Genomic DNA, 25,372 nt, shown 5'->3' with positions numbered 1-25,372 from the left:
CTGCCCGCGCCCGTCTCGGGCACTGAGGGCAGTTAGTCGGGGCCAATCCCGGGGAGTTACCGTGAGCGCCACGCGGGTCGTCATCGAGAGCCTTTCCGCCGCGTCGGTAGCCGCGTGCGGGCTTCGGACTGCACATCTGCGTCTTCGCTGCCTCGGTCGCCGCGGCATGGCACGCTCGGCCGCATCTGGCGTGACGCCAACACTGGTGCCCGGCACGCCTTCGCCACGCCCGAGATCGGCAAGGAGGTCTACAGGCGCGTGCTGCGCCGTGTCCGCTACCCGGGAAGGTGGATCAGTTCGAGCTGGATGCGGTCCGGATCGCGGAGCACGACCACCGAGTACGGCAACGCACCCGCCTTGTCGATCACGCCGGAGTGCTCGCCCCCGAGTTCGTCGAGCCAGTCCGCCCAGACGTCGAGGCCTGCCCGCGCCGACACGCCCCACGACAGGTGGTCGAGGCCGGTACGACCTTCGTCGAACGTACTGCCGTCGTGCGCCTCGTGATGGTGCAATGCGGTCAGCAGCCCGGTTCGCGGGTCGGTCAGCAGGACGGCGTATCCGCCGTCTTCGTCACCGTGGTGCGGGAAAGCAGCGGGCACCCGTTCCAGCCCGAACACGCGCATGTACCACTTGGCGGAGGCCTCGATGTCGGAGACCGTGGGGGGAGAAGTGGTGCACGCCGGTCGTCGGGGGCGGCTGCCGCGTGCTCGCTGTCATCGCATGTCTCCACAGGGTTGCCGGCGGCTCCGTATCCGCCGGACGTACCGGAACGGTATCCCGGCGATCCATAGTGGAGCTTGGATGAACGCGCACGAGGCCTGGTACGGTCCGGCAATCGCTCACCGGCCGCGCCGGGGACCCACGTCGGCATGGCGCGGATCATGGCCGTCGCCGGATGTGGTTTCGTCCCCTGGGAATTCCGTCGAGCCGCGCGTCAGCTGGTCCGGGGGGAGCACCACGGACCAGCCGCCCGTCATCGCGGACGCCGTATCTAGGCTGAAGGTCACAGGTCCAGGACCAGGATCTGGGAACACGATCGCGAGCAGCACGGCATGATGACCTCGCCGGAGGCCTTCTCCTGCGGGGTGAGAAACGAGTCTCGGTGGTCCGGTTCTCCCTCCAGCACGACTGTCTCGCAGGTGCCGCAGGTTCCTTCCCGGCAAGACGTGGGCACGTGCACGCCCGCCGCCTCCACAGCCTCCACAATGGACTGGTCTGGGCCGACGGTGAGCGTGATGTCGGAGTAGTCGAGGACGACCTCGAATGCCGTGTTCTCCCCGTCGAGGGCGCCGTCCTTCGGGCGGAACCGCTCCAGGTGCAATGCCCCTTCGGGCCAGCTCGCGCAGCGTTCCTCGACGGCGTCCAGGAGGCCGCCGGGGCCGCAGCAGTAGACGCCGGTGCCCCGCTCCGGGGACCCGAGGACCGTGGCCAGATCGAGGTGGCCGTGCGCGTCCTGCGGCCAGAAGGTGACGCGGTCGCCGTGCTCGGACAGTTCGTCCCGGAACGCCATGGAGCTTTGCTGTCGACCGCCGTAGACGAGCGTCCACGGTTTCCCGGCCGCCTCACAGGCGCGGATCATCGGCAGGATCGGGGTGATGCCGATGCCGCCGGCGATGAACAGGTAGCGCTCGGCGTCGGCGAGGGGAAAGTTGTTGCGCGGTCCGCGGCAGAGGATCTCGTCGCCGACCGACAGCTTTTCGTGCACATGAGAGGAACCGCCGCGGCTCTCGGGTTCGCGCAGGACTCCGATGCGCCAGCTGCTCAAATCCGTGGGGTCGCCGCACAGCGAGTACTGGCGCTCCAGGTCGGGGCCGAGGACGAGGTCGATGTGGGCGCCGGCCTCCCACGCCGGCATCTTGTCGCCGGAGACGGGCTCCAGCCGCAGGGACTTGATGCCTTCGGCTTCCTGCACGATCTCGGTGATGATCGCGCGCACCTCGGCGGGGTCGCGGGGGATTGAGTGCGTCATCGGAACCATCCGTTTCGGAACGCGCGGCCAGAAGTCGGGTGGCCGGGGAATCCTGCCGGGCCGGGCGGGCCGGCCCGGCAGGAAGGTGAGAGTGATCAGGCCCGAGACTGGGCTTGCGTGCGTGGCCCGCGCGCGGGGCGCCGCCTGCTCGTGTCGACGACGACCATGTCGTCCTCCACGCTCACGGCATAGCCTTCCATCACGAACGGTCCCTTCTGGCGTCCGCCGTCGGGGTCGACCACGTCCTCGGGCGACCCCGGAACGACCTCCACCTCGTACTTGCGGATCCGCGAATTGCGGGGGTCGAAGAAGGACTCGCCGGTCCGGATGTCGTATTCCCAAGCGTGCCAAGGGCACCGGAGCGCGCGGTTGCGCTCGTAGGAGATGTCGCCGTCCGGTTTCTCCGCGCCGGACACCCCGAAGACCGTGCCGAAGCTGCACAGCGACGCGCCCGCGTGCGGGCACTGGTCCAGCAGCGCGAAGAACTCGCCGTCCACATTGAACACGCCGATTTTGCGGCCCTCGAGTTCGACGATCTTGCGCTCGCCGGGGTTGATCTCGGAGGTGCCCGCCACCACGTACTTCGACATGCGATCAGCCGTCCAATCCGAAGAACCGCAGTCCGTTGGTGCGCAGGATGCGTTCGCGCAGATCGGCCGGGAACGCCGCCGGGAAAACGGTTTCCGGCGAGTCGAAGTCGAAATGCGGGTAGTCGGAGGCGAATACCACGTTGTCCGGGCAGAATTCTTCGATCATCTCCGCGAGGTGCCGCGGGTTCTCCGGCTCGTCGATCGGCTGGGTCGAGACCCAGATGTGGTCGCGGATGTACTCCGACGGCTTGCGCTGCAGGTCGGGGACCTCGCTGCGCAGCGTCTTCCAGTGGTAGTCCAGCCGCTGCGCCAGCGGCGCGTAGTGCACGACGTTGCCCTCGACGAACATGATCTTGAGTTCGGGGAACCGGTCGAAGGTGCCGGTGAGGATCAAGCTGAGCATCTGGGACTGCAGGCTCTGCGTGTGCCCGGTGTGGTACTCGGTGTGGTACGAGGTCCAGCCGGTGCCGGTGTTGGCGTGGCCGCCGCCCTGGGACAGATGGAGCTGGATCGGCAGACCGTGCGCGACCGCGGCTTCGTAGATGGGCCAGTACTTGCGGCTGCCGAGCGGCTCCATCGTCTTGCTCAGCCCCAGCACGGAGACGACGCCCGGGTTGGAGCCCACTCGCTCGATCTCCTTGACCGCGAACTCTGCGGCCTCGAACGCGACCGGTGCCGACGCGCGCAGGCGCGGCTCGGGGTAGACCAGGTGCTCGAGCTGCCAGTCGTTGATCGCCCGCGTGAGCACGTCGGCGAGGCGCGGGTCCAGTGCCTGGCTCGCCGGGTTCAGGGTCTGGCCGCCGGGGGCCAGACACTGCATCACGCCGATGGTGATGTTGAACGGGTCCAGCAGCTGTGAACGGATCAGGTCGAGCGACGAGCCCGGGTACGAGCCGTCGTCGGGCCACGAGTCGTTGCGCATCGCGCCGCCGTACATCTGCGGGTATTCGGTGACGTGGGTCAGGCCGTTGGTAGTGCGCACGCCGTACTCGTGGATGTGCCGGCGCCACCGCTCGGGCAGGTAACTGGCGATCAGACCCTCGCGCGGCACGGGGTGGATGTCGACGTCGAAGATTCCGTTGCCCAGCACCGGTTCGCTCACGGGCGCGGCAGCGGGGGCGTGGTCGATGACAGTCATGTGCTGTTCCGCCTTTCTCAGTCGGTGCCGGGGACGCTGAGCTGGTAGAGGTCCCAGGCGTTCTGCCGGTAGATGCGATCGATCAGCTTGGAGTCGGAGGTGCCGGCCTCGATCTGCCGGGGCCCGGACGCGTGCTGGTGCGGGTAATCGCTGGAGTAGACGAGCATCTCGTCGCTGCCCATCCGGTCGACGATCCGGTCGAGGCCACCCGGCTCTTCGGCGCCGTCCGAGGGCGCGGTGGTGAACTTGAAGTGCTCACGGATCAGCTGTGACGGGGCACGGTCGAGCCAGGGCACGTCGTGCCGGTAGCTCTTCCAGAGCTTGTCGAACTTCCAGACGAACGGCGGCAGCCAGTGGAAGCCGACTTCGGAGACGACGACCTGGGTGTTGGGGAACTTCTGCAGTACGCCTTCGGAGACGATCGAGTTGATCTGCGCCTCAAGGTTCGACTGCTGCCCGACGTACCACTCCAGATACGAGGTGGGCCATCCGGTCGAGGTCGGGGCCTGACGGAACACACCGCCGAGGTGGATCGCGACCGGCAGACCCGCCGCCTCGGCCGCCTCCCAGATCGGCCAGTTGATCTGGCGGCCGTAGAGCAGTTCGGACTGTCCCAGCAGGAGCACCTGCACGAACCGCTTGTCGTCTGCGCGGCGCGCGATTTCCTCGGCCGCGAGTTCGGGCGTGCCCTGCGGCACGACGATCGATGCGCGCAGCCGGTCGTCTTGGGCGAGCCACTCGTGTGCGATCCAGTCGTTGAGTGCGCGCGCGTGCGCCGCTTCGCGCCGCGGCTGGTGCATCTGCTGAATGCCGTAAAGGCAGTTCAGGACCGCGAAGTCGGTGTGGCCGTCCGCGAAGACGTCGGCGACCAGATCCTCGACTCGGGTGGCCGCCCGGCCGTCGGGATCCGTCCGCAGGTCCGGCCGTTGCGCGATCGGCGAGTGGCGCGGGTGGTAGTTCGGCTCGTAGTTCGGCGACAGCGCGCCGATCAGCTGGTCGCCCCAGTACTCGTCCAGGTAGGGGAGAAACGCCTGCGGAGTGGTGAGGATGGGGTGGACGTCGCAGTCGACGACTGCCGGGCGCGTCCCGGGCGGCGGCGCGGAGCGTTCCTGTTTCTCGGCAACGACGGTGTCAACCATGTCGGAACAGACCTTTCGAGTCTTCGGTCGTGGGCAACGAAATGTGCGGGAGGGGCTTTCGAGTCGCGGGCCCGCAGAGTGTCGGCAGCGGCCCTCCGGTGGGCAGACCGCTGCCGCGGCGGGAACCACCAGTGTGGGACAGTCGTGCGGTCCGCGGGTTTTCGCCGACGACCAATTTGTGGATCCAGGATCAAGGATACGTGGCATACTGAAGTGACGCAAGCCGCCTGGATCCAGGATCTTGCAGCTAAGTGGCATGGCGTCCACGAGCGCGGTTCGGATTCGCGGGCGGACGTGGGGTTCTGACCGCTCGTCGGTGGCTTCGGAGCCAGAGCTCGCGATCCCCGCTGGATGGGCGCACGACCGACGAGAGGTGTCAGATGGTGAACGAGGGTCTCGCCGCGCGAGGTTCCGAGGGCCCGTCGTCCGAGGTGCCGGCGCTGGGGCAACTACCGCCTCGGGACAGCACTGCCTTGGTCAGGACTGTTCGCGACCGGCTGCGGCTGGCGATCGCGCTGGAGGAGATTCCCGCCGCGAAGCTGAATCAGGTGCGGGTCGCGAAACAACTCGGGGTGAGCCGGATGCCGATCCGGGCGGCGATCCCGGAACTCGTGGCGGAGGGACTGCTGGAGCCGCTTGCGGGTGGGGGAGTGGCGGTTCGGGAGCTCACCGCCACCGACGTACGCCAGGTGTACGACGTGCGGCTGGCTCTGGAAACCAGGGCGGTGCGCGTCGTCGCCGAACGAGGATCCGCGGATCAGATCCGCCACGTCAAGAACGTGGTCGACCGGCACCTTCCGGTCCTCGCGACCTACGACACGGGAGAGCTGCTGGCCGCGGACCGCGAATTCCACATGTCCATCCTCGCCGCGACAGGCAATGCGCATTTCCAGCGCGCGATCGTGCCGGTGTGGTCCATCGTGGAACGCGCGATGGTGAGCGTCATGCACATCGGGCACGTGTTCGACTGCCTGTGGCACGAACACGCCGAGGTCGCCCGAGCGCTGACGGACCGGGACCCGGATGCCGCTGAGGCCGCGATGGACAAGCACCTCAGCTGCGCGGCGGACAAGCTGGTCACGTCGATCGCGGAGTCCTCCGGTGCATGAGTCGCCGCTCTCGCGTGCGGCGACGGAACGAGAAAGCCGGCTCCCCGCGGGGGGAGCCGGCTTTGGGCGTCAACGAGGTGGCCGCACTATTCGCTGGTGCGTTTCCACTGTGCCGCCTGGCCTCCGTCGAACAGGTTCGAGATCTGCTCCGTGCCGTAGCCGATCTCGGTGAGCACCTCCTCGGTGTGTTCCCCGAGCATCGGAGCCGGGCGGCGCAGCCATCCCGCATCGGTGCCGCCGATGTTCACGGACTGGCCGAGCACCTTCATCGCGCCGAGTGTGGAGTGCTCGACATCGGCGACCATGTCGAGCCCTGCCGTGATGGGGTGTTCCAGCGCTTCCGGGATCGTGAGCACCGGCCCGCACGGCACGCCGGCGGCGCCGACTGTGGCGATCCACTCGTCGGTCGTCTTGGCGGCCAGCACTTCTTCGATGATCTTGCGCAGTTCGGTCCGGTTGCTCATCCGGCCGGCGTTGTCCGCGAAGCGCGGATCCGCTTGCAGTTCCTCCAGGCCGAGTGCCGCGCACAGGCGCTGCCACATCTTCTCGTTGCCACAGGCGAGGGTCATCGCTGTGTCGCGGGTCTTGAAGGTGCCCTGGGGGAACATGATCGGGTGGTCGTTGCCGTCCTGGACCGGCGTGACACCGAGGCTCAGGTACTTCTGTGCCTGATACGACAGCAGCGTCAGCATGGACTGCATCAGCGAACCCTCGACCACCGTGCCCACCCCGGTGCGTTCCCGCTCGTAGAGCGCGGACAGCACGCCGACAGCGCCGAAGACGCCGGTGGCGGAGTCCGCGATCGCGATCCCCACCCGCAGGGGGCCGGTGTCCGCGGTGCCGGTGACACTCATCAGCCCGGACATCGCCTGGGCGGTCTGGTCGAAGCCCGCGAGCTCCGATCCCGGCGGCCGCTGACCGAATCCGCTCAGCGACACGTAGACCAGCCGGGGGTTGAGCTCGCGCAGAACCTCCGGACCCAGGCCCATCTTCTCGGTGGTGCCGGGCTTGAAGTTCTGCACGAACACGTCGGCTCCGGCGACGAGCTTGAGCAGCGCTTCCTTGCCTTCCTTGCTGCGCAGGTCGAGCGCGACGCTCCGCTTGTTGCGGTTGGAAGCCATGTAGTAGACGCTCTCGTCATCGTGGAACGGCCCCGACTGCCGGGCTGGGTCTCCAGTCGGCAGGGTTTCCACTTTGACGACGTCGGCGCCGAGGTCGGCCAGCAGCATCGTGAGCGTCGGGCCCGACAAGTAGCGGGTCAGGTCGACGACGCGGATTCCGTCGAGTGCGCCCATGTCAGTTTTCTCCTTTCCGGCCGAACACCGGCGTCCGGCGTTCGGTGAACGCCGCGACGCCTTCCTTGAGATCGGGGCCCTCGTAGGCCTCGACCGTGAAGCGCGCGAGGGTGTCGGCGTCCGCGTCGGTGAGGGGGCGGCCGACCATCCCCGTGACGAGCTTGGCGGCCTTGAGGGTGAGCGCCGACTGCGCCCGGATGCGGCCCGCCAGTGTGGTCACGGCGTCGATCAGGTCGCCGGGTTCGGTGAGCCGCTGCACCAGGCCGATGCGGTGGGCGTCGCCCGCGCCGATCAGGTCGCCGCTGAACAGCAGGTACTTCAACTCGGCCGGGCCGATCAGCCGGGCCACCGAAACGGTTTCGGTGTACCCGAGTGTGACTCCCAGCTTGCCAATGGGGATGCCGAACCTGGCGTCGGTCGACGCTATCCGGACGTCGCAGGCGGTGATGAGCTCACAGCCGCCGCCGACGGCCAGTCCCTGCACCGCCGCGATGACGGGGACCGGCAGTTCCGCGACCGCCCGCAGCGCCCGGGCGATCGACTCGTTGTAGTCGGTCGCCGCGGCCGCGGTCATGCGGGTCCCGGGGAACTCCTTGATGTCGGCACCGGCTGCGAAGGCCTTCGTGCCCGCGCCGCGCAGTACCACCGCTCGCAGATCGTCGCGCTGGGCGAGTTCGGTGAACACCGTCCGCAGCCGCCGCCAGCTCGCCAGCGAGAGCGCGTTGAACGCCTCAGGCTTCGCCAGGGTCACGACGGCGACATCGTCGACCGTTTGCGTGGCGACCCGGTCGACGACCTGGGCGGCCGGCGGATCGGTGTTCAGGACGGCGTTCAACTCCTGGGTGAAGGCGTCTTCGGTCATGGCCGGACCCTCACCGCGAGGTGTCGATGGACACGTGCTTGCGCTCGGTGAAGCTCTCGATCATGCCCTCGAGGGAGAACTCCCGGCCGATGCCGCTCTGCTTCCAGCCGCCGTAGGACTGGCCGAGCACCTGCCCGCCGCCCTGGTTGACCTGGATCCAGCCGGCGTCGATCGAGTGGGCGGTGCGCAGGGCGCGGCCGATGTCGTGGGTCCAGATGAATGCCGACAGGCCGTAGTGGGTGTCGTTGGCCATCCGGACGACCTCGTCCTCGTCGTCCCACGGGATCACGCACAGGACCGGGCCGAAGATCTCTTCCTGCGCCAGCCGCCAGGAGTTCTCGATGCCGACGAACACCGTGGGCTGGACGTAGTAGCCCTCCGACAGCGGTCCGTCGGCCGGGGGCAGCCCGCCGAGCGCCACCGCGGTTTCGCCGCGCTGGAGGCCCTCGTCGATGTAGCCGCAGACCTTGTCGAACTGCTTCTTGTTGACGATCGTGCCGATGTCGGTCTCCTCGTCGAGGGGGTCGCCGACCTTGAGCTTGCCGAGGTGGGTGGTGAGCTTCTCGACGAACGAGTCGACGATCGAGCGGTGCACGAACAGCCGGGAGCCCGCCGTGCAGGACTGGCCCTGCCGCGCGAACCGCATGCCGGAGATCGTGCCCTGCGCGACCCAGTCCTCGTCGGCGTCGGGGAAGACGATCTGGGGGTTCTTGCCGCCCAGCTCCAGTGACACCGGCACGATCCGCTCGGCGGCGGCGGACATGACCCGCTTGCCGACGGCCGTGGAGCCGGTGAAGGACAGCTTGCGCACGTCGGGGTGGGTGATCAGGGCCTCGCCCGCCTCGGTGCCGTAGCCGACGACCACGTTCAGCACGCCCGGCGGGAGGAACTCGTGGCAGATCTTGACGATCTCCAGCACCGCGAGCGGGGCGTCCTCGGCGGCCTTCAGGACGAGGGAGTTGCCGGCGGCGAGCGCCGAGGCGATCTTCATGACGGCGAGCTGCACCGGCGCGTTCCACGGCACGATCGCGCCGACGACGCCGAGCGGCTCGCGGCGGGAGTAGTCGAGCACGTGCGAGTTGAGCGGGATCGTCTCGCCCTTGACCTCGCTGGCGACCGAGCCGAAGTACCGGAAGACGTCCACGGCGAACGTGACCTCGCCGCGCGATTGCGTGCGCAGGGCGTTGCCGTTCTCGTTCGCGATGATCCGGGCGATGCGTTCGATCTCCGGCTCCAGCTTGTCGGCGATCTGCTGCAGCAGACGCCCGCGGTTGCGCGGAGCCGTGTCGCGCCAGCCCGGGAAAGCGCGGCCGGCCGCGTCGACGGCGTCGGCGATGTCCTTCTCGCCGCCTCGGGGCACCTTGGCGATGATCTGCCGGTTGCGCGGGCTCTCGACGTCGATCCAGGTGTTGTCGCGGGCGGGGACCCAGCTGCCGTTGACGTAGTTCAGGTACTCGGGAACGGAGGTGGTCATTCGGTTGCTCCTGTTTCGGGGCTTGTCGGACTGTTCGTGCGGGGCCGTCAGTTCTTGACGTCGACGACCTTCACGACCGCGGACGAGTCGAGGCTGCCGTCGTGCTCGACGAGCTTGTCGAATTGCGCTTTCGCGCTGGAGCCGACGACGAGTTCGACGCCGGCGCTGTCCGCGGCGCTCAACGCGAGACCGAGGTCCTTGTTGAGCAGCGCGGCGGCGAACTTGGCCTTGTAGCCGTTGTCGGCGGCGGAACCCTCGACCAGGCCGGGGCGGGGCGTGAAGTTGTGCAGGACCCAGGTGTTGCCGGAAGAGGTGCTGAGGACGTCGAACAAGCTTTGCGGCGTCAGCCCCAGCCTCTCGGCGAGCACGAACGCTTCGGCGGTGGCCGCGAGGGCCGCGCCGACCACCATCTGGTTGCAGGCCTTGACCGCCTGGCCCGCGCCGGCGCCGCCGACGTGGAAGATCTTGCTGCCCATGGCATCCAGCGCGGGCCCGGCCGCCTCTAGTGCCGCGTCCGAGCCGCCGACCATGAACGTCAGCGTGCCGGCGGTCGCGCCGGAGACGCCGCCGGAAACCGGTGCGTCGAGGACGAGCAGCCCGGCTTCGGTCGCCGCGGCATGCACGTCGCGACTGGTGACGACGTCGATCGAGGAACAGTCGAGCACCAGGCCACCGGGCTTCAACTGGGCGAACGGACCGTCCTGCGCCAGCAGGACAGCGCGTACGTGCTCGCCCTTCGGAAGCATCGTGACGAGAACATCCGCTCCGTGCGCGGCTTCGTTCGCCGAGCCCACGATCGTGATCCCGGCGGCCGCGGCGGCGTCGCGGATCTCGGCCACGACATCGAAGCCGCGCACCTCGTGGCCGGCCTTGATCAGGTTCTCCGCCATCGGCCGGCCCATGTTGCCCAGGCCGACGAAACCGAAAACGCTCATGCGCTGCACTCCTTACCTGTCAATGTCGTGCCTACTCTGACTTGGGAAAACAGCACACTCAAGACGAAAATTGGCACGTATGCCGTGCAAAGATGCACAGTCGACTGTGGCGGGGGAGCCTCATCCGGGATTCGGCGGGGCGGATTGACACTTCCCGGTCACATCATTACCGTCCAAGCATCCTGGATCCAGGACTCAGGATTCACAATGGTCCTTGCGATCCGCTCGTCCACGTTCTCGATCCGCACAGCATGGGCCCGCCTGCGGATCCGGCAAGGAGACAGATGTTCCGCAAGGTGCTCGTGGCCAACCGCGGGGAGATCGCGATCCGCGCGTTCCGGGCCGCGTACGAACTCGGCGTGTCGACGGTCGCGGTCTTCCCTTATGAGGACCGCAACTCGCTGCACCGCGCCAAGGCCGACGAGTCCTACCAGATCGGCGAGCCAGGGCATCCCGTGCGCGCCTATCTGGACGTCGACGAGATCATCGAGGCCGCTCGGCGTGCGGGTGCGGACGCGGTCTATCCCGGTTACGGCTTCCTGTCGGAAAATCCGGCGCTGGCGAAGGCGTGCGCCGACGCGGGAATCACCTTCATCGGGCCCTCCCACGAAGTACTCCACCTGACCGGCAACAAGGCTCGTGCCGTCGCGGCGGCGAAGGTCGCCGGGGTGCCCGTGCTCCGGTCGTCAGAGCCGTCGACGGACGTCGACGCGCTGGTCCTGGCGGCGGAGGGGATCGGTTTCCCGGTGTTCGTCAAGGCGGTCGCCGGCGGTGGCGGGCGTGGCATGCGGCGTGTGACGGAACCGGGCGAGCTGCGGGATGCGGTCAACGCGGCGTCACGCGAGGCGGAATCGGCGTTCGGCGACGGCACCGTCTTCCTGGAGCAGGCCGTGGTGAACCCGCGCCACATCGAGGTGCAGATCCTCGCCGACGGCGAGGGCAACGTGGCGCATCTGTACGAGCGCGACTGCTCGGTCCAGCGGCGCCACCAGAAGGTCGTGGAAATCGCTCCAGCGCCCAATCTGGATCCGCAGTTGCGCGAGCGGATCTGCGCGGACGCGGTCGCCTTCGCCCGCGCGATCGGGTACCGGAACGCGGGCACCGTGGAGTTCCTGGTGGACGAACGCGGCAACCACGTCTTCATCGAGATGAACCCGCGCATCCAGGTGGAGCACACCGTCACCGAGCAGGTCACCGGACGCGACCTGGTCATCGCGCAACTGCGCATCGCCGCGGGCGCCACCCTGCCGGGACTCCGGCTGACCCAGGACCAGGTGAAGCTTTCCGGGGCCGCGTTGCAATGCCGGATCACCACCGAGGATCCGGCCAACGGGTTCCGCCCCGACACCGGCGTCATCTCCGCGTTCCGGACACCCGGCGGTCCCGGGGTCCGGCTGGACGGCGGGACCGTGCACACCGGCGCCGAGGTCAGCGCGCACTTCGATTCGCTGCTGGTCAAACTGACCTGCGGGGGCCACGACTTCGCCGATGCCGTCCGTCGCGCGCGGCGTGCGATCGCGGAGTTCCGCATCCGGGGAGTCAGCTCCAACCTGTCGTTCCTGGCCGCTGTCCTCGACGACCCGGACTTCCGCGAGGGCCGGGTGACCACGGGTTTCATCGAGGATCGGCCACGCCTGCTCAACGCCCGCCCGCCCGCGGACCGCGGCACCCGCGTGCTCACCTATCTCGCTGAAACCACGGTGAACCGGCCGAACGGGCCCCGCCCGCAGGTGATTGAGCCGGTCGGCAAACTGCCGCTGCATGGTGCCGCGGCTGGCGCCTTGCCGGGCACCCGACAGCGGCTGCTTGACAGCGGACCCGAGGAATTCGCCGCAGCACTGCGAAAACAAGATGCTGTCGCGGTCACGGACACGACGTTCCGCGACGCACACCAGTCGTTGCTCGCCACCCGCGTGCGCACGAAAGACCTGCTCGCGGTGGCACCGGCTGTTGCGCACACCCTGCCGCAGTTGCTGTCGCTGGAGTGCTGGGGCGGTGCCACTTACGACGTCGCGCTGCGGTTCCTGGCCGAAGATCCGTGGGAACGGCTCGCGCAATTGCGCGAAGCAGTACCGAATATCTGCCTGCAGATGCTCCTGCGCGGCCGCAACACCGTCGGCTACACGCCTTACCCGACCGAGGTGACCGACGCCTTCGTCGAGGAGGCCACGGCCACCGGCATCGACATTTTCCGCATCTTCGACGCGCTCAACGACGTGGAGCAGATGCGCCCGGCGATCGAAGCCGTGCGGGCAACCGGGAAGGCAGTCGCCGAGGTGGCACTGTGCTACACCTCGGACCTCTCGAACCCGGCCGAGAAACTGTACACATTGGACTACTATCTGAAGCTGGCCGAGCGAAGCGTCGCCGCGGGTGCGCACGTGCTCGCGATCAAAGACATGGCGGGCCTGCTCCGTGCGCCCGCCGCCGCGAAGCTGGTTTCCGCGCTGCGCAAGGAATTTGACCTGCCGGTACACCTGCACACCCACGACACGGGCGGTGGGCAGCTCGCCACACTGACCGCCGCGATCGAGGCGGGGGCCGACGCAGTGGACGCCGCGGTCCCGTCGATGTCGGGTACGACTTCACAGCCGTCGCTCTCGGCGCTGGTCGCCGCGACTGATCACACCGCCCGCGCGACAGGGCTGTCGCTGCAGGCTGTCGGCGATCTGGAGCCCTATTGGGAGGCGGTCCGCCGGGTCTATGCGCCATTCGAGTCCGGACTGGCGTCGCCCACCGGGCGCGTATACGACCACGAGATCCCCGGCGGCCAGCTGTCGAATTTGCGCACCCAGGCCATCGCACTCGGTCTGGGCGACCGATTCGAGCTGGTCGAGGACTGCTACGCCGCGGCCGACCGGATCCTGGGCAGGCTGGTGAAGGTGACACCGTCGTCGAAGGTCGTCGGCGATCTCGCGCTGCACTTGGTCGGCGCGGGCGTCAAACCGGCGGATTTCGAGGCGGAGCCGAACAAGTTCGACATCCCGGACTCCGTGATCGGCTTCCTGCGCGGCGAGCTCGGGGACCCTCCGGGCGGGTGGCCGGAACCCTTCCGCACGCGGGCGCTGCAAGGCCGGGCCGCGGCTGGTCCGGCGGCCACGCTCGACGAGGAAGACCGGCGCGAACTGCGCGAGGAACCCCGGGCGACGCTGAACCGGCTGTTGTTTCCCGGGCCCACCCAGCAGTTCCTGGCGCACCGCGAGGCCTACGGCGACACGTCGGTGTTGTCCAGCAAGGACTTCTTCTACGGGCTTGAGCCCGAGCTGGAGCACACCGTCGCCCTGGAACCCGGAGTCACGCTGCTGATCCAGCTGGAGGCTATCGGCGAACCGGACGAGCGGGGCTATCGCACGGTCCTGACGACGCTCAACGGGCAGCTGCGTCCGGTGGTCGTCCGCGACGAGTCGGTCCGGACCGCCGTCAAGACCGCGGAGAAGGCGAACCGGGCCGATCCGGCGCACCTCGCCGCGCCGTTCGGCGGCGTCGTCACGCTCCAGGTCGGCGAGGGCGATCCGGTCTCCGAGGGCCAAGTCGTCGCCACGATCGAGGCTATGAAGATGGAAGCCTCCATCACTGCCCAGCGCGCGGGTTCCGTCCGGCGGCTCGCGATCAGCCGTGTCCAGCAGGTGGAGGGCGGGGATCTCATCCTCGAGATCGGATGAGCTCCCGGGGCTCCGTGCAGGGGGCGGAGCCCCGGGACAGCGGCTAGAAGTGGCTGTGAAACCTTCGGACGTGCGCCTCCATGAGATCGGCGGCGGCGGCGTCATCGCTCGCGGCGAGCGCGGCATGGATTTGTCGGTGTTCGGCCCGCAACTGGTCGCGGAGAGACTCCCAGCCGCCCTGGTCGCTCACGGCGCCGGGCAGCAAGCGTCTCACCGATTCCCGGATGGCCACGGTGAGCTCGTTGACGAGACGGTTTCCCGCCGCGCCCGCGATGGCGACGTGGAACGCGACGTCGGCGTCGCTGAACTGCTCAGGTCCGAGATCCGCGTCCATTGTGTCCAGTTCGGCTTCCATCCGCAGCAGGTCCGCGGCCTTGCGCCGCCGCGCTGCCAGGCCGGCCGAGAACCGCTCGAGCATCACCCGCGCCTCGGTCACGTCGTCGACGGGGAACGAATCGACGGCGAGGTGGAGTGCCAGCACGCGGCCCAACGCCCGTGCTGGTGCGGGAACGACAATCGTGCCGGATCCGTCGCCGGTGCCGACCTGGGAGCGGATGACGCCTTGTGCCTGCAGGACCCGCATCGCTTCCCGGACGGCCTGCCGGCTTGCGCCGAGCCGGGCGGCCAGCTCCCGTTCCGGCGGCAATCGATCGCCGGGGCGGAGGTCGCCCGACATCAGTTGTTTCTCGACGTGGTTCAGCACGATCTGGTAGGTCGGCTCACGCCCAGAGGCCGTGGTGGACACGGTCACTCCGAGCCGGACAAGGCGCGATGCTGTCCGGTCAGGCCGCGGTACACCTCGGAGTTGCGGTGCAGGCCCTCGACTTCCTCGGCTGTCAACGGTCGCCGGACTTTGGCGGGTACGCCGGCAGCGAGCGACCGCGGCGGGATCCGCATGCCCTCAGGGACTAGCGCACCGGCGGCCACCAGGGATTCCGCTCCGATTTCCGCTCCATTGAGGACGGTCGCGTTCATCCCGATCAGGCAGCCGTCCGCGACCGTGCAGCCGTGCAGTACAGCCCCGTGTCCGACGGAGACCCCGGCACCGATCCGGGCCGGGTAGCCGGGATCGGCGTGCACAGTCGCGTTGTCCTGAATGTTGCTCCCGACCGCTATCGAGACCGATTCGAGGTCCGCGCGGAGCACCGCCCCGTAGAAGACCCCGGAGCCCGCTCCGACCGTGACCGCCCCGATGACGGTGGCCGTGTCGGCGACCCACGCATCCGGTGCGACCGACGGAACCCGGCCCCCGATCGTCAGCACGTTGTCCCGCATGGACAGTTCACCTTTCTCGCCGCCGATGTTGCACTTGGTCGAACCATACAGCTATCTTGGTCCGACCACATCCCTCCGTCCCTTCTTCTCCGGAGGACTTATGTCCAGCGTCGGCCTGATGGTCACGTGCATGAACGACGCGCTGTTCCCCGAGACCGGCCGTGCGGTGGTCACCCTGCTGCGCCGCCTCGGCGTGAAGGTCGACTTCCCCGCCGCGCAGACGTGCTGCGGGCAGCCCATGGTCAACACCGGCTATCTGGACGAGGCGGTGCCGCTGCTGCGCAACCACCTCGCCGCGTTCGCGGGTTGCGACACCGTCGTGGTGCCGTCCGGATCCTGTGCGGGGTCCGTGCGCCATCAGCACCGGCTTTTGGCCGAGCGGTCCGGAGATCCCGGCCTGGTGCGCGCGGTCGAGGCGGCTCCGCCGGTCTACGAGCTGACCGAATACCTCGTGGACGTGCTCGGCGTGGTGGATGTCGGCGCGTACTTCCCGCACCGCGTGACCTACCACCCGACCTGTCACTCGCTGCGGATGCTCGGCGTCGGGGACCGGCCGAGCCGGCTGCTGCGGGCAGTCCGGGGGCTGACACTGCTGGAGTTGCCGGCGGCGACCGAATGCTGCGGGTTCGGTGGCACGTTCGCGGTGAAGAACGCCGACACATCGGTGGCGATGGGCAGCGACAAGGCCCGGCACGTCCGAGAGTCCGGTGCGGAGGTTCTGGTGGCGGGCGACAACTCGTGCCTCATGCACATCGGGGGATTGCTTTCGCGAGAACGTTCGGGAATCCAGGTGATGCACCTCGCCGAAATCCTCGCGGCGACGGACTCGACGGGCGTCCGGACCGTCGCGGAGGAGGTGGCGGCACGATGAGCGGAACCTTCCTCGGCACGCCGAAGTTCCCGGTGGCGGCGAAGAAAGCGCTTTCGGACAGCCAGCTTCGCCGCAACCTCGCCCACGCTACCGGCACCATCCGTGCCAAGCGCGCGAACGTAGTCGGCGAGGTCGCGGAATGGGAGCAGCTGCGCCTGGCAGGCGAGGCCATCAAGAACCGGGTGCTGCGGCACCTGCCCGAGTATCTCGAACAGCTCGAGGAATCGTTGACCGCCGCGGGTGCCGTCGTGCACTGGGCCAACGACGCCGCCGAGGCCAATCGGATCGTCGTCGAGATCGCGACCAGGCACGGCGCGGACGAGGTGGTCAAGGTCAAGTCGATGGCCACCCAGGAAATCGAGCTCAACGCCGCGCTCGAAGCGGCGGGCATCCGGGCTTGGGAAACCGACCTCGCCGAGCTGATCGTCCAGCTCGGGGACGACCTGCCCAGCCACATCCTCGTCCCCGCCATCCACCGCAACCGCGCCGAGGTCCGCGAGATTTTCCTCCGCGAGATGGGCAAGGTCGGCAAGCCTGCCCCGGACGACCTCACCGACGAGCCGGCACGGCTCGCCGAAGCTGCCCGAACCCATCTTCGGGAAAAGTTCCTGCGCGCCAAGGTCGCCGTGTCCGGAGCGAACTTCGCGGTCGCCGAGACCGGCACGCTCACCGTTGTCGAATCCGAGGGCAACGGCCGGATGTGCCTGACCCTGCCCGAGGTGCTCGTCTCGGTCGTCGGCATCGAGAAGGTTCTGCCGACCTACCAGGACCTCGACGTCATGCTCCAGCTGCTGCCGCGCTCGTCCACCGGCGAGCGGATGAACCCCTACACCTCGATGTGGACCGGGGTCACCCCCGGCGACGGCCCCCAAGAGGTGCACGTGATCCTCCTGGACAACGGCCGAACCGACGTCCTGGCGGATCCCACCGGACGGCAGGCACTGCGCTGCATCCGCTGCTCCGCGTGCCTGAACGTCTGCCCGGTGTACGAGCGGACCGGCGGGCATTCCTACGGATCCGTGTATCCGGGCCCGATCGGCGCGATTCTCACCCCGCAGCTGCGCGGATCCGACCCGCAGGCCGATTCGCTGCCCTACGCCTCGAGCTTGTGCGGCGCCTGCTTCGAAGTCTGCCCCGTGCGCATCGACATTCCCGAGGTGCTGGTGCATCTCCGCAGCCGGGTCGTCGACGAGAACAAGGCTGCCTCGACCCTGCCTTCGGTGCAGGACATGGCGATGAAGGCCGCGTCCTGGATGCTGTCCTCGTCGCGCCGGACAGGTATCGCGGAGAAAGCAGCCGGGCTGGGTGCACGGATCGTCGCCAAGCGCGCCCGCCCGACGCCGGGCGGCCGGGCAGTGCTGGGCCCCATGCCCGGGCCTGCCGCCGGCTGGTCGCAGTCGCGTGACATCCCGGTCCCCGCGACAGAGTCCTTCCGGGACTGGTGGAAACGCACCGACGGAGGTATCCGCGAATCGGACGGCCCGCTGTCAGCGGAACAGCAGGAAGGCGGACAGCCGTGACCGCACGCACGCAGATCCTGGAGCGGGCGCGGCGTGCCCTGTCCGACGTGGCCACCCGTGACCCCGCGGCCGACGTGCCCATCGACCGGCCGGACCAGCGCCGGGACCTGCCGCGCGAAGACCTCGTGGACCTTTTCGCCGAGCAGGTCGCCGACTACCGCGCGTTCGTCGAACGGACCACGGAGGCGAGCGTCGCGGGCGCGATCGCCCAGGTGCTGCGGAGCCGGTCTGCCCAAGCGGGAACCGGCGCGTCGCGAATCCTGGTCCCGCCCGGTTTCCCGGCCGCGTACCTGCCAGACGGCACCGGGATCGTCGCCGACGGGCCCGGCGTGCCGATCGTCGAGCTCGACCATTGCGCCGGAGTCGTGACCACCGCGGCGATCGGCATCGCCGAAACCGGCACCATCGTGCTCGACCACGGTCCGGGCCAGGGCCGGCGTGCCGCCACTCTCGTGCCCGACCTGCACGTGTGCCTGGTCCGCGTTGAGCAGGTGGTCGCCGGGCTGCCGGAAGCGGTGTCCGCGCTCGACCCCCGGCGGCCGCAGACCTGGATCAGCGGGCCGAGCGCCACCAGCGACATCGAGCTGGATCGCGTCGAGGGCGTGCACGGTCCGCGAACCCTGCACGTCCTGATCATTTCCCCGGACGACTGACGGTAGCGGCGCTGCCCGGCCGGCGAGGTCGTGCACGTCCGTTCCAGTGCCGGTGCAGATTCGTTCTAGTCCGATGACCGCCCGCCCCTGACACTGTGCTGAACCGTGTTCCTCCCCACAGGTACTCGGCTTCCGCTGGCAAGGGAAAGGCGGCGCGACGATGGTGTTGAGCTTTGATCTCACGGACCGGCAACGCCGGCTGCGGTCGGAGTCACGACAGTTCGCGCGCGACGTCCTGCGTGAGGTCAAGGCCAGGACCGAGCGCTTGCGGACGCCGGAGAAACGTTTCCTCGCAACGAACCCGCATATACCCGACTCGTCGCGGATGGCTTCCTGCGTGCGTGCATACCGGAGTCGGCGGGCGGCGACAATCAGAGTCTCGTCGACACCGCAATCGTGGCCGAGGAGCTGTACTGCGAGAACCCGAGCGTCGCACTGACTTTGGTGGGCACTGTGCTCGGGCTCCAGCCCATCCTCGTGGGCGGTACCAAGGAACAGCAGACGCGTCTGCTGGCACCGTTTCTCACGGGGACGCGTGCTCCGCCGGCCGCAGTCTGTGCCAGCGAGCCCGGCGGCAGTGCGAACGCGGCCTCACCCGCTCCCGGTGAGGGCGTGCGCACTCGTGCGGTGCGCGATGGGGAGAACTGGATCATTTCCGGGCGCAAGAAGTGGGTCTCCTCGGCGACAGGCTGGGATCGCAAGGGCGCCGATGTCCTTTGTGTCGTCTGCCGGACCGACCCCAGCGCCCCACCCGAACGCGGTGTCTCCATCATCGCGGTGGAGAAGCCGGGAGACGGGATCCAGCTCGATCGGGCAATCGAAACCCCGGGCTACCGGGCTCATCTCTTGCCGGAGTTCACCTTCCGCGATGCCGTTGTGCCGCACGCCAACCTGCTCGGCGAGGAGGGTGCGGGACTACGGCTCAGCGGGGCGAGCTTCACCGGCGCTGCGGCGCTCATCGGAATGCTCGGGGTCGCGTTGATGCGGACCGCTTTCGAGCACGCGCTGGACTTCGCTCGTTCGGAACGCCGTGGCGGGATCGTGCCCATCGTCGAGCACCAGGCCGTCGGTTATGCGCTGGCCGACGCGAAGATGAGCATCGAAACCGCTCGTGCCCTCAGCTGGCGAGCGTGCCATGCGGTCGACGCCGGACATCCGGCCGCACCGGAGCTCGCGAACTATTCGAAGATCTTCGGCTCGGAAACGGCTGTCCGCGTCATCACCGAGCTGATGCGGGTGGTCGGCGTCGACAGCTACGAAGAGGCCGATCCGCTGAACGGCTTGCTGCAGGACGCGCTGGTGCTCCCGCTGTTCGCCGGCGGCAACCTGGGCGGCCGGCGGCGGGCTCTGCACGCGATGCTCCAGCAGCCCGGTTACGACCCCCTCACCGCTTACGACGCGACTTGATCGCAAACGAGCAGCACCCACCGTATCCACGAATCGAGGAGGTCGAAATGGACGCGAAGAAAACCGCGATAGTGACCGGGGCGTCGAGCGGTCTTGGTCTGGCCATTGCCGAGGCGTACCTGAAAATGGGGTACAACGTCGTCGGCAACGCCCGTACCGCCGAGCGGTTGCGGGAAGCCGCCGCGAGCATCGGGAACCCGGAGAACTTCCTGCTCGTCGAGGGGGACATCGGCAAGCCGGAAACAGCTCGCACGTTGTTCGCGCGGGCGATCGAAGCTTTTGAGAAGGTGGACATTCTCGTCGCCAACGCGGGCGTCTTCATCGCCAAACCGGTTGGCGATTTCACCGAGGAGGACGTCGAGTCCATTCTCGACACCAACCTCAAGGGGTTCTTCTATCCCGCTCAGGAGGCCGCGAAACACATGTCGGCCAACGGATCGGGCCACATCATCGCGATCACCGCCTGCATCGCGATGCAGCCCAACGTCAAACTTCCCTGCTTGCTCACCGCGATGACCAAGGGAGGTCTCAATCACGCCGTCAAGGGCCTGGCACTCGAACTCGGCAGCTCCGGGGTCCAGGTCAACGGGGTCGCGCCCGGAATCATCGACACGCCGATCCTTCCTCGCGGCGAAGAGAACTGGGCGTTCTTCCGAACCCTTGCGCCCAATGGGAAAACCGGCGTCCCGCAGGACATCGTCGACGCGGTGCTCTACCTGACAGGTTCGGACTACGTCACCGGTTCCATCATGACCGTCGACGGGGGTTCGACCGCGGGCACGTGGTGATCTCCTCGTCAGCCGGCCTCGGGCAAGCGGTGAGCCGCGGGAGCCGGCAGATGTGCCCGCGAGTGGCGCAGGATCACCAGCATGCCGCTCAAGGCGATCAGAACCAGCCCGCTCAGCAACGTCGGGTAGCTCGCGACGCCCGCGAGCAGGGCCAGCACCGTGGGCAGCAGGAAGCCTGAGTAGGCGAGCGCGTAGTAGACGCCGGTCAGCGTCGCCAGTTCGCCGGGCGCGGCGAGCCGCTGCAGTTCAAGCAATCCGGAAACAACGGCGATACCGTAGGCGAGGCCCAAGGTGATCGCGGCCGCGAGGGCGAGCGCCGGCGAACCGGTGCCGGCCGCGATCGCACTGGCGGCCAGGCCCGCGGACATGACGGCCATGGAAATCGCGACGGCGCGGGCGCTGCCGTGATGGTCGAGGCGTTTGGCCAAAGGCTGGACGAGCGCACCCGCGCCCAGCGTGCACACCGTCAGCAGCGTCGAGTAGGCCAGCCCCCAGGACCGCACGGAATTCCCGACGACCTGCGGCATGATCGCGTAGGCGATGCCGGCGGAGCCGAAGATCCACGGTGCCATCGGCAGGATGACTCGCACGAACCGAGGGTTGCGCGCGACTGTGAGACGGGCGACGGGTTTGCCGTCGGCAATCCGCGTTTCAGCCAGGCGAGGCAGCATCGGCAGCAACACCGCCGCGAGGACCACATGCGGCAGGTAGGGAACGACCATCGCCGAATGACCGCTCGACGTGGACAGAAGCTGTGCGAGCAGCCCGGCCACGCCCGGGCCCGCGGCGAAGCCGAGCGTCAGCCACAGTGCGCCCCGGCGGGTCCCGGCGGCGGGGTCGCTCGACAGTTCGGTGACCCAGGTGGTCCCGGCGGCCATCGCGATGGCCGCGGCGGCGCCGGTGCTGAACCGGCCCACGGAAATCCAGGTGATCATCGTGCTGCCCGAGGCGAAGCCGCCGGCCGCCGTCATCAAGCCGGACAGCAGGGACACCGCGACCGCCGCGGTCATCACGCGCTTGTGGCCGAAGCGCGCGGACAACCGGCTGGCGACTAGCAAACCGGGGACCAGGCCGACGACATAGGCGCTGAGCAGCGCGTCCACGATGGCGACGGACCACCCCGCCTCGCGGTACAGCACGAGCAGCGGGGTGAACTGGTTGCCGCCCCAGCCACAAACGAAAACTGCGGCGGCCGCACCCGTCCAGTGGCGCCGGCCCACGGGAACCGATCGGTCGAACCCGAGTGAAACGGGGGAGTGTGTCGTGGTCACAGTTGTCCTTCGGCAAGGATCGGGGTCTTCGAGGCAAGGCCGCGCGGCCTTGCCGCACCCGGATCGGCCTGCTGGTGGCGGCTGGCACCGCGTGGGGTGAAAGCGACGCGTGCGGCGGGATCCGCTGTCCAGACGGTGAAAAACAGAGCGCGGATAGCTGTCTGGTCTATCTCGTACCCGGACCAGCGGCGCGGGGTCAGGCCGGTGGGCGAGCCCCTGCTGTCACCACGTCAGAATAGCAGGTGTATCTATCCTTGCATTTAAAAATGCGGCGGGGGTCACGGGCCGCAATCTTGCAGGCAGGGTGCACCGGATATGTTGGCGTGGGCCGAATCCAGGTTGCCCGAGGCACGAAGGGCACGTCGGAAGGGCGATAGCGCGCGGCCGCAGGATTCTGTCCTTTGTGGAGAGTCCAGGGTCTTCGCGCATCAGGCGCCGTGAGCCTCCGCGGCCTCGCGAACGGCTCGGGCGAACGTCTCCGGCGCCTCGACGGGAACGAAATGCCCCACTCCGCCGACGGGCTCCACGGAGACATCGCCGAAAAAATCCCCGAGACGGTCGGACCACTCGACGGGGAACAGCGGGTCGCGTTCGGGCCAGAGGAACGAAGTCGGGACGGCCAGCCGCTCGGCCGGGTCGGGAGCGACTTCGGCCAGTGCGCTGGCGACGCTTCCGCCGCCGGCCCGGTACCAGCTGATCGAAGCCGCGAACGCCCCCGGACGCCCGTAGGCGGAAGCGAGGTGCTCCAAGCGTTGCGGGTCCAAAGCGAACTCGGGACCGGACCAGCGTGTCCAGAAGTGCCGCAGGTATGCGCGGGCGGCATCGGGGTTGCCGTCGACGAGTTCCTCGGCCAGTTCGAGCTGGTGGAACCACTGGTACCAGAACTCTTCCATCGGCTTCGGAGCCGCGATGCGCCGGCCGACCCCGGGCGCGGGCGGGGTGACGACCAGGGCCCGCACCAGGTCCGGGCGCGTCTTCGCGAGGTGCTGCGCGACGCGGCTTCCCACGTCGTAGCCGGCCACGACGAGGCGGGAGATCCCGAGTTCTTCGACGAGTCCGGCAATGCTGCGTGCCTGGGCGGCGCGATCGTAGTAACGGCACGGATCCTGGCGGTGTTTGTCGGACTCGCCGAATCCCCGCAGGTCCGGGACCACGACGTCGAACCGGCCGGCGAGCAGGGCGGCCACCTCGGTGTGGTCGGAGCGGTCTCCCGGCCAGCCGTGGAGCAATACGACGGCAGGGCAGGCGGGGGAAGGCGTCCCGTACCGGTCATAGGCCAGCCGGAATCCGTCGACGGCGGAGCTGATGGGCACTGGAAATCCCCCTGTCGCTAACGGCGCGGCCGGCAGCCGGATCCCTCGGCATAAAGGTCCGTCTCCGGCATGTTCGCCTGCCCAGTCTACTCGATTCCTCACGCCATGATCCTGGATCCAGGAGCCGGGGTACACTATGCGGACGCGTCCGCGTTCGGAGAAGGGAAGTCCTCGATGGCTACGACGATCTACTACGAGAACGATGCCGACCTCAGTCTGGTCCAGCGCCGCAAGGTCGCGGTGATCGGCTACGGCAGTCAGGGGCACGCGCACGCACTGTGCCTCCGGGATTCCGGTGTCGACGTCCGCGTCGGCCTGCCGGAGGGATCGAAGTCCCGTGCCAAGGCCGAGGAGCAGGGACTGCGGGTGGTCACGCCGGCGCAGGCGGCGGCCGAGGCAGATCTGATCTCGGTTCAGGCGCCCGACACCGTGCAGCGGTCGCTCTACGCCGACGACATCGCTCCGAACCTGAACGACGGCGATCTGGTGTTGTTCAGCCACGGCTTCAACGTCCGGTACGGCTACATCGAGCCCGCGGCCGGAGTGGACGTCGCGCTGGTGGCGCCGAAGGGACCCGGGCACTTGGTGCGCCGTCAGTTCGTGGACGGTCACGGTGTGCCGTGCCTGGTGGCGGTCGAGCAGGACGCGTCCGGGAACGCCAAGGACGTCGCGTTGTCCTACGCGAGCGCGATCGGCGGCACTCGTGCCGGGACGATCGAGACGACGTTCGCCGAGGAGACCGAGACCGATCTTTTCGGTGAGCAGGCCGTGTTGTGCGGGGGAGTGTCGGCGTTGATCCAGGCTGGCTTCGAAACCCTGGTCGATGCCGGATACCAGCCGGAGATCGCGTATTTCGAGGTGCTGCACGAGATGAAGCTGATCGTGGACCTGATTTACGAGGGCGGTATCGCGCGGCAGCGGTACTCGTGCAGCGACACGGCCGAGTACGGCGACCTGACGCGGGGACCGCGGATCGTCACCGACGCGACCCGCGAGGAGATGCGCAAGATCCTCGCCGAGATCCAGGATGGTTCTTTCGCGCGTGAGTGGATCGCGGAGGACGACAACGGCCGCCCCCTGTTCCTCAAGCTGCGGGCCGAAGGCAAGGCCCACGGTATCGAGCAGGTCGGCGCGCAGCTGCGCGGGCTGATGTCTTGGGTGGACCGGCCGATCACCGAGACCGCCTGACCCGGGTATCGGGAGCAGGCGGGATCAGCCGGCCGGCAGCGAGCCGGGCGGTCTCGGCCAGATGCGCCGCGACCGTGGTGACCCGCTCGGTGTTGAGCAGCCGGTCCGGGATGATGACCCAGAAACTGCGCAGGGCGTGGACGTGGTCGTGCAGCACCGGCCGCAGCCGGGGATCGTGATGGGCGAGGAAACAGGGCACGAGCCCCAGTCCGATCCCGGCTGCGGTCGCCTCCAGCTGGGCGAAGAGGTTGGTGGTCCGGAACACGACGTTGGCCTGGGCCGCGATGTCCTCGGCGCTCTGGAGTTCGGGTAGGTCCAGCAGGGACGCCACGAACCAGACGAGGTCGTGCTCGGTCAGGTCGTCCTGCTCGTGGATCTCAGGATGCGACGCGAGGTAATCCGGGCTGCCGTAGAGACGCAGGTGGTAGTCGCACAGGTGCTCGACGTGGAAGCCGGGGCGTTCCGGGCGGTGGATGGTGACGGCGAGGTCGAACTCGCCCACCCCGTAGTCGAGCAGGTGGCTGCTGGTCACCAGCTCGGCCTCGATGCCCGGGTGTCGCGTCCGCAGCCGGGCCAGCCCCGGTGCGATCACGGAGCTGCCGAACCCGTCGGTCGCCACGATCCGCACCGTGCCCTGCGGGCTGTGCGCGCGATCAGCGACGGCTGCAGCCGCGGCGTCCGCCTCGGCCTCGATGCGTTCGGCGTGCGGCAGCAGCCGCCGTCCGGCAGGGGTCGGGGTCCAGCCGCGGGGCGTCTTGTCGAAGAGCCGCTGCCCGAGGTGTTTCTCCAGTGCCGTGATCCGGCGCCGGATCGTCGTGTGCTCCACCGAGAGCCGGGCGGCAGCCACGGTGAGCTTTCCGTACCGCGTCAGCGCCAGGAAATAACGAAGATCTTCGAGGTTCATGGTGTGCAT

At 68.5% G+C, this 25,372-nt stretch carries 22 protein-coding genes and 1 pseudogene; 9 read left to right on the top strand and 14 right to left on the bottom strand.

Features of this window, described 5'->3' with window-relative positions:
- Positions 1–275: 275 nt before the first annotated feature.
- The 5 genes from PUT80_RS24130 to PUT80_RS24110 all read right to left on the bottom strand — a co-directional run bounded on the left by PUT80_RS24130 (position 276) and on the right by PUT80_RS24110 (position 4,836).
- A complete protein-coding gene (locus PUT80_RS24130) occupies positions 276–647 on the bottom strand; it encodes a VOC family protein (RefSeq protein WP_275293603.1) in 372 nt (123 codons plus the stop codon).
- Positions 648–1,003: 356 nt separating this feature from the next.
- A complete protein-coding gene (locus PUT80_RS24125) occupies positions 1,004–1,969 on the bottom strand; it encodes a PDR/VanB family oxidoreductase (protein ID WP_275293561.1) in 966 nt (321 codons plus the stop codon).
- 95 nt (positions 1,970–2,064) lie between these two features.
- On the bottom strand, positions 2,065–2,559 hold the full coding sequence (locus PUT80_RS24120; RefSeq protein ID WP_275293560.1) for a Rieske (2Fe-2S) protein: 495 nt from the start codon (positions 2,557–2,559) through the stop codon (positions 2,065–2,067).
- Between the two features lie 4 nt (positions 2,560–2,563).
- Positions 2,564–3,697 carry an amidohydrolase family protein gene (locus tag PUT80_RS24115; protein ID WP_275293559.1) on the bottom strand — a complete coding sequence of 378 codons (1,134 nt, stop codon included), beginning with the start codon at positions 3,695–3,697 and terminating at the stop codon, positions 2,564–2,566.
- A 17-nt stretch (positions 3,698–3,714) separates the two neighbouring features.
- Positions 3,715–4,836 (bottom strand): amidohydrolase family protein, encoded by a 1,122-nt coding sequence (locus PUT80_RS24110; protein ID WP_275293558.1) that lies wholly within the window; start codon positions 4,834–4,836, stop codon positions 3,715–3,717.
- 380 nt (positions 4,837–5,216) lie between these two features.
- On the opposite strand from PUT80_RS24110, the gene PUT80_RS24105 reads away from it, so the two are divergent.
- Entirely contained in the window at positions 5,217–5,945 is a 729-nt protein-coding gene (locus PUT80_RS24105; protein ID WP_275293557.1) for a GntR family transcriptional regulator, read from the top strand.
- Positions 5,946–6,031: 86 nt separating this feature from the next.
- Here the strand turns inward: PUT80_RS24105 and PUT80_RS24100 are convergent, their stop codons facing one another.
- From PUT80_RS24100 to mmsB, 4 genes are read right to left on the bottom strand one after another with little or no spacing between them, the layout of a single operon-like run.
- Positions 6,032–7,240: a CoA transferase gene (locus tag PUT80_RS24100; RefSeq protein WP_275293556.1), complete on the bottom strand. Its 1,209-nt coding sequence runs from the start codon at positions 7,238–7,240 to the stop codon at positions 6,032–6,034.
- Between the two features lies 1 nt (position 7,241).
- Positions 7,242–8,102: an enoyl-CoA hydratase-related protein gene (locus PUT80_RS24095; RefSeq protein ID WP_275293555.1), complete on the bottom strand. Its 861-nt coding sequence runs from the start codon at positions 8,100–8,102 to the stop codon at positions 7,242–7,244.
- Between the two features lie 10 nt (positions 8,103–8,112).
- On the bottom strand, positions 8,113–9,576 hold the full coding sequence (locus tag PUT80_RS24090; protein WP_275293554.1) for an aldehyde dehydrogenase family protein: 1,464 nt from the start codon (positions 9,574–9,576) through the stop codon (positions 8,113–8,115).
- 47 nt (positions 9,577–9,623) lie between these two features.
- On the bottom strand, positions 9,624–10,511 hold the full coding sequence (mmsB, locus tag PUT80_RS24085) for a 3-hydroxyisobutyrate dehydrogenase (RefSeq protein ID WP_275293553.1): 888 nt from the start codon (positions 10,509–10,511) through the stop codon (positions 9,624–9,626).
- 284 nt (positions 10,512–10,795) lie between these two features.
- On the opposite strand from mmsB, the gene PUT80_RS24080 reads away from it, so the two are divergent.
- Positions 10,796–14,173 carry a pyruvate carboxylase gene (locus tag PUT80_RS24080; RefSeq protein ID WP_275293552.1) on the top strand — a complete coding sequence of 1,126 codons (3,378 nt, stop codon included), beginning with the start codon at positions 10,796–10,798 and terminating at the stop codon, positions 14,171–14,173.
- 43 nt (positions 14,174–14,216) lie between these two features.
- Here PUT80_RS24080 and PUT80_RS24075 read toward each other — a convergent pair whose 3' ends face one another.
- Positions 14,217–14,918, bottom strand: coding sequence for an FCD domain-containing protein (locus tag PUT80_RS24075; RefSeq protein ID WP_275293551.1), 702 nt, complete (start codon positions 14,916–14,918; stop codon positions 14,217–14,219).
- A gap of 2 nt (positions 14,919–14,920) precedes the next feature.
- A complete protein-coding gene (locus PUT80_RS24070) occupies positions 14,921–15,448 on the bottom strand; it encodes a gamma carbonic anhydrase family protein (protein ID WP_275293550.1) in 528 nt (175 codons plus the stop codon).
- Positions 15,449–15,548: 100 nt separating this feature from the next.
- On the opposite strand from PUT80_RS24070, the gene PUT80_RS24065 reads away from it, so the two are divergent.
- From PUT80_RS24065 to PUT80_RS24040, 6 genes and pseudogenes are all read left to right on the top strand, one after another.
- Positions 15,549–16,319, top strand: coding sequence for a (Fe-S)-binding protein (locus tag PUT80_RS24065; protein WP_275293549.1), 771 nt, complete (start codon positions 15,549–15,551; stop codon positions 16,317–16,319).
- Entirely contained in the window at positions 16,316–17,839 is a 1,524-nt protein-coding gene (locus PUT80_RS24060) for a LutB/LldF family L-lactate oxidation iron-sulfur protein (RefSeq protein WP_275293548.1), read from the top strand. Before PUT80_RS24065 ends, PUT80_RS24060 begins: the two co-directional genes overlap by 4 nt.
- On the top strand, positions 17,836–18,492 hold the full coding sequence (locus PUT80_RS24055; RefSeq protein WP_275293547.1) for a lactate utilization protein C: 657 nt from the start codon (positions 17,836–17,838) through the stop codon (positions 18,490–18,492). Before PUT80_RS24060 ends, PUT80_RS24055 begins: the two co-directional genes overlap by 4 nt.
- Before the next feature lie 282 nt (positions 18,493–18,774).
- A pseudogene (locus PUT80_RS24050) lies at positions 18,775–19,350 on the top strand (acyl-CoA dehydrogenase family protein); the annotation flags it as partial.
- A gap of 18 nt (positions 19,351–19,368) precedes the next feature.
- A complete protein-coding gene (locus PUT80_RS24045; protein ID WP_275293602.1) occupies positions 19,369–19,899 on the top strand; it encodes an acyl-CoA dehydrogenase family protein in 531 nt (176 codons plus the stop codon).
- 47 nt (positions 19,900–19,946) lie between these two features.
- Positions 19,947–20,687: an SDR family oxidoreductase gene (locus PUT80_RS24040; protein WP_275293546.1), complete on the top strand. Its 741-nt coding sequence runs from the start codon at positions 19,947–19,949 to the stop codon at positions 20,685–20,687.
- Positions 20,688–20,695: 8 nt separating this feature from the next.
- Here PUT80_RS24040 and PUT80_RS24035 read toward each other — a convergent pair whose 3' ends face one another.
- Both PUT80_RS24035 and PUT80_RS24030 read right to left on the bottom strand, forming a co-directional pair.
- Positions 20,696–21,907 (bottom strand): MFS transporter, encoded by a 1,212-nt coding sequence (locus PUT80_RS24035; protein WP_275293545.1) that lies wholly within the window; start codon positions 21,905–21,907, stop codon positions 20,696–20,698.
- 479 nt (positions 21,908–22,386) lie between these two features.
- Positions 22,387–23,271 carry an alpha/beta hydrolase gene (locus PUT80_RS24030; RefSeq protein WP_275293544.1) on the bottom strand — a complete coding sequence of 295 codons (885 nt, stop codon included), beginning with the start codon at positions 23,269–23,271 and terminating at the stop codon, positions 22,387–22,389.
- Between the two features lie 174 nt (positions 23,272–23,445).
- On the opposite strand from PUT80_RS24030, the gene ilvC reads away from it, so the two are divergent.
- The gene (gene ilvC, locus PUT80_RS24025) at positions 23,446–24,459 is read left to right on the top strand and encodes a ketol-acid reductoisomerase (protein ID WP_275293543.1); all 1,014 of its coding nucleotides are present in this window, start codon (positions 23,446–23,448) and stop codon (positions 24,457–24,459) included.
- Here ilvC and PUT80_RS24020 read toward each other — a convergent pair.
- Positions 24,443–25,363 (bottom strand): LysR family transcriptional regulator, encoded by a 921-nt coding sequence (locus PUT80_RS24020; protein ID WP_275293542.1) that lies wholly within the window; start codon positions 25,361–25,363, stop codon positions 24,443–24,445. The genes ilvC and PUT80_RS24020 overlap by 17 nt on opposite strands.
- Positions 25,364–25,372: the final 9 nt, after the last annotated feature.

The organism is Amycolatopsis sp. La24 (assembly GCF_029087445.1).
GTDB classification, from domain to species: Bacteria; Actinomycetota; Actinomycetes; order Mycobacteriales; family Pseudonocardiaceae; genus Amycolatopsis; species Amycolatopsis nivea.
The sequence above is the reverse complement of the archived record's forward strand: the minus strand, read 5'-3'. Positions and strand labels throughout refer to the sequence as shown.

What these genes read in the sequence shown, in the direction of transcription:
- mmsB (WP_275293553.1), bottom strand. Translation starts at nt 10,511, where the DNA reads ATGAGCGTTTTCGGTTTCGTCGGCCTGGGCAACATGGGCCGGCCGATG.
- ilvC (WP_275293543.1), top strand. Translation starts at nt 23,446, where the DNA reads ATGGCTACGACGATCTACTACGAGAACGATGCCGACCTCAGTCTGGTC.
- PUT80_RS24095 (WP_275293555.1), bottom strand. Translation starts at nt 8,102, where the DNA reads ATGACCGAAGACGCCTTCACCCAGGAGTTGAACGCCGTCCTGAACACC.
- PUT80_RS24110 (WP_275293558.1), bottom strand. Translation starts at nt 4,836, where the DNA reads ATGGTTGACACCGTCGTTGCCGAGAAACAGGAACGCTCCGCGCCGCCG.
- PUT80_RS24120 (WP_275293560.1), bottom strand. Translation starts at nt 2,559, where the DNA reads ATGTCGAAGTACGTGGTGGCGGGCACCTCCGAGATCAACCCCGGCGAG.
- PUT80_RS24020 (WP_275293542.1), bottom strand. Translation starts at nt 25,363, where the DNA reads ATGAACCTCGAAGATCTTCGTTATTTCCTGGCGCTGACGCGGTACGGA.
- PUT80_RS24060 (WP_275293548.1), top strand. Translation starts at nt 16,316, where the DNA reads ATGAGCGGAACCTTCCTCGGCACGCCGAAGTTCCCGGTGGCGGCGAAG.
- PUT80_RS24115 (WP_275293559.1), bottom strand. Translation starts at nt 3,697, where the DNA reads ATGACTGTCATCGACCACGCCCCCGCTGCCGCGCCCGTGAGCGAACCG.
- PUT80_RS24080 (WP_275293552.1), top strand. Translation starts at nt 10,796, where the DNA reads ATGTTCCGCAAGGTGCTCGTGGCCAACCGCGGGGAGATCGCGATCCGC.
- PUT80_RS24090 (WP_275293554.1), bottom strand. Translation starts at nt 9,576, where the DNA reads ATGACCACCTCCGTTCCCGAGTACCTGAACTACGTCAACGGCAGCTGG.
- PUT80_RS24065 (WP_275293549.1), top strand. Translation starts at nt 15,549, where the DNA reads ATGTCCAGCGTCGGCCTGATGGTCACGTGCATGAACGACGCGCTGTTC.
- PUT80_RS24070 (WP_275293550.1), bottom strand. Translation starts at nt 15,448, where the DNA reads ATGCGGGACAACGTGCTGACGATCGGGGGCCGGGTTCCGTCGGTCGCA.
- PUT80_RS24100 (WP_275293556.1), bottom strand. Translation starts at nt 7,240, where the DNA reads ATGGGCGCACTCGACGGAATCCGCGTCGTCGACCTGACCCGCTACTTG.
- PUT80_RS24040 (WP_275293546.1), top strand. Translation starts at nt 19,947, where the DNA reads ATGGACGCGAAGAAAACCGCGATAGTGACCGGGGCGTCGAGCGGTCTT.
- PUT80_RS24125 (WP_275293561.1), bottom strand. Translation starts at nt 1,969, where the DNA reads ATGACGCACTCAATCCCCCGCGACCCCGCCGAGGTGCGCGCGATCATC.
- PUT80_RS24105 (WP_275293557.1), top strand. Translation starts at nt 5,217, where the DNA reads ATGGTGAACGAGGGTCTCGCCGCGCGAGGTTCCGAGGGCCCGTCGTCC.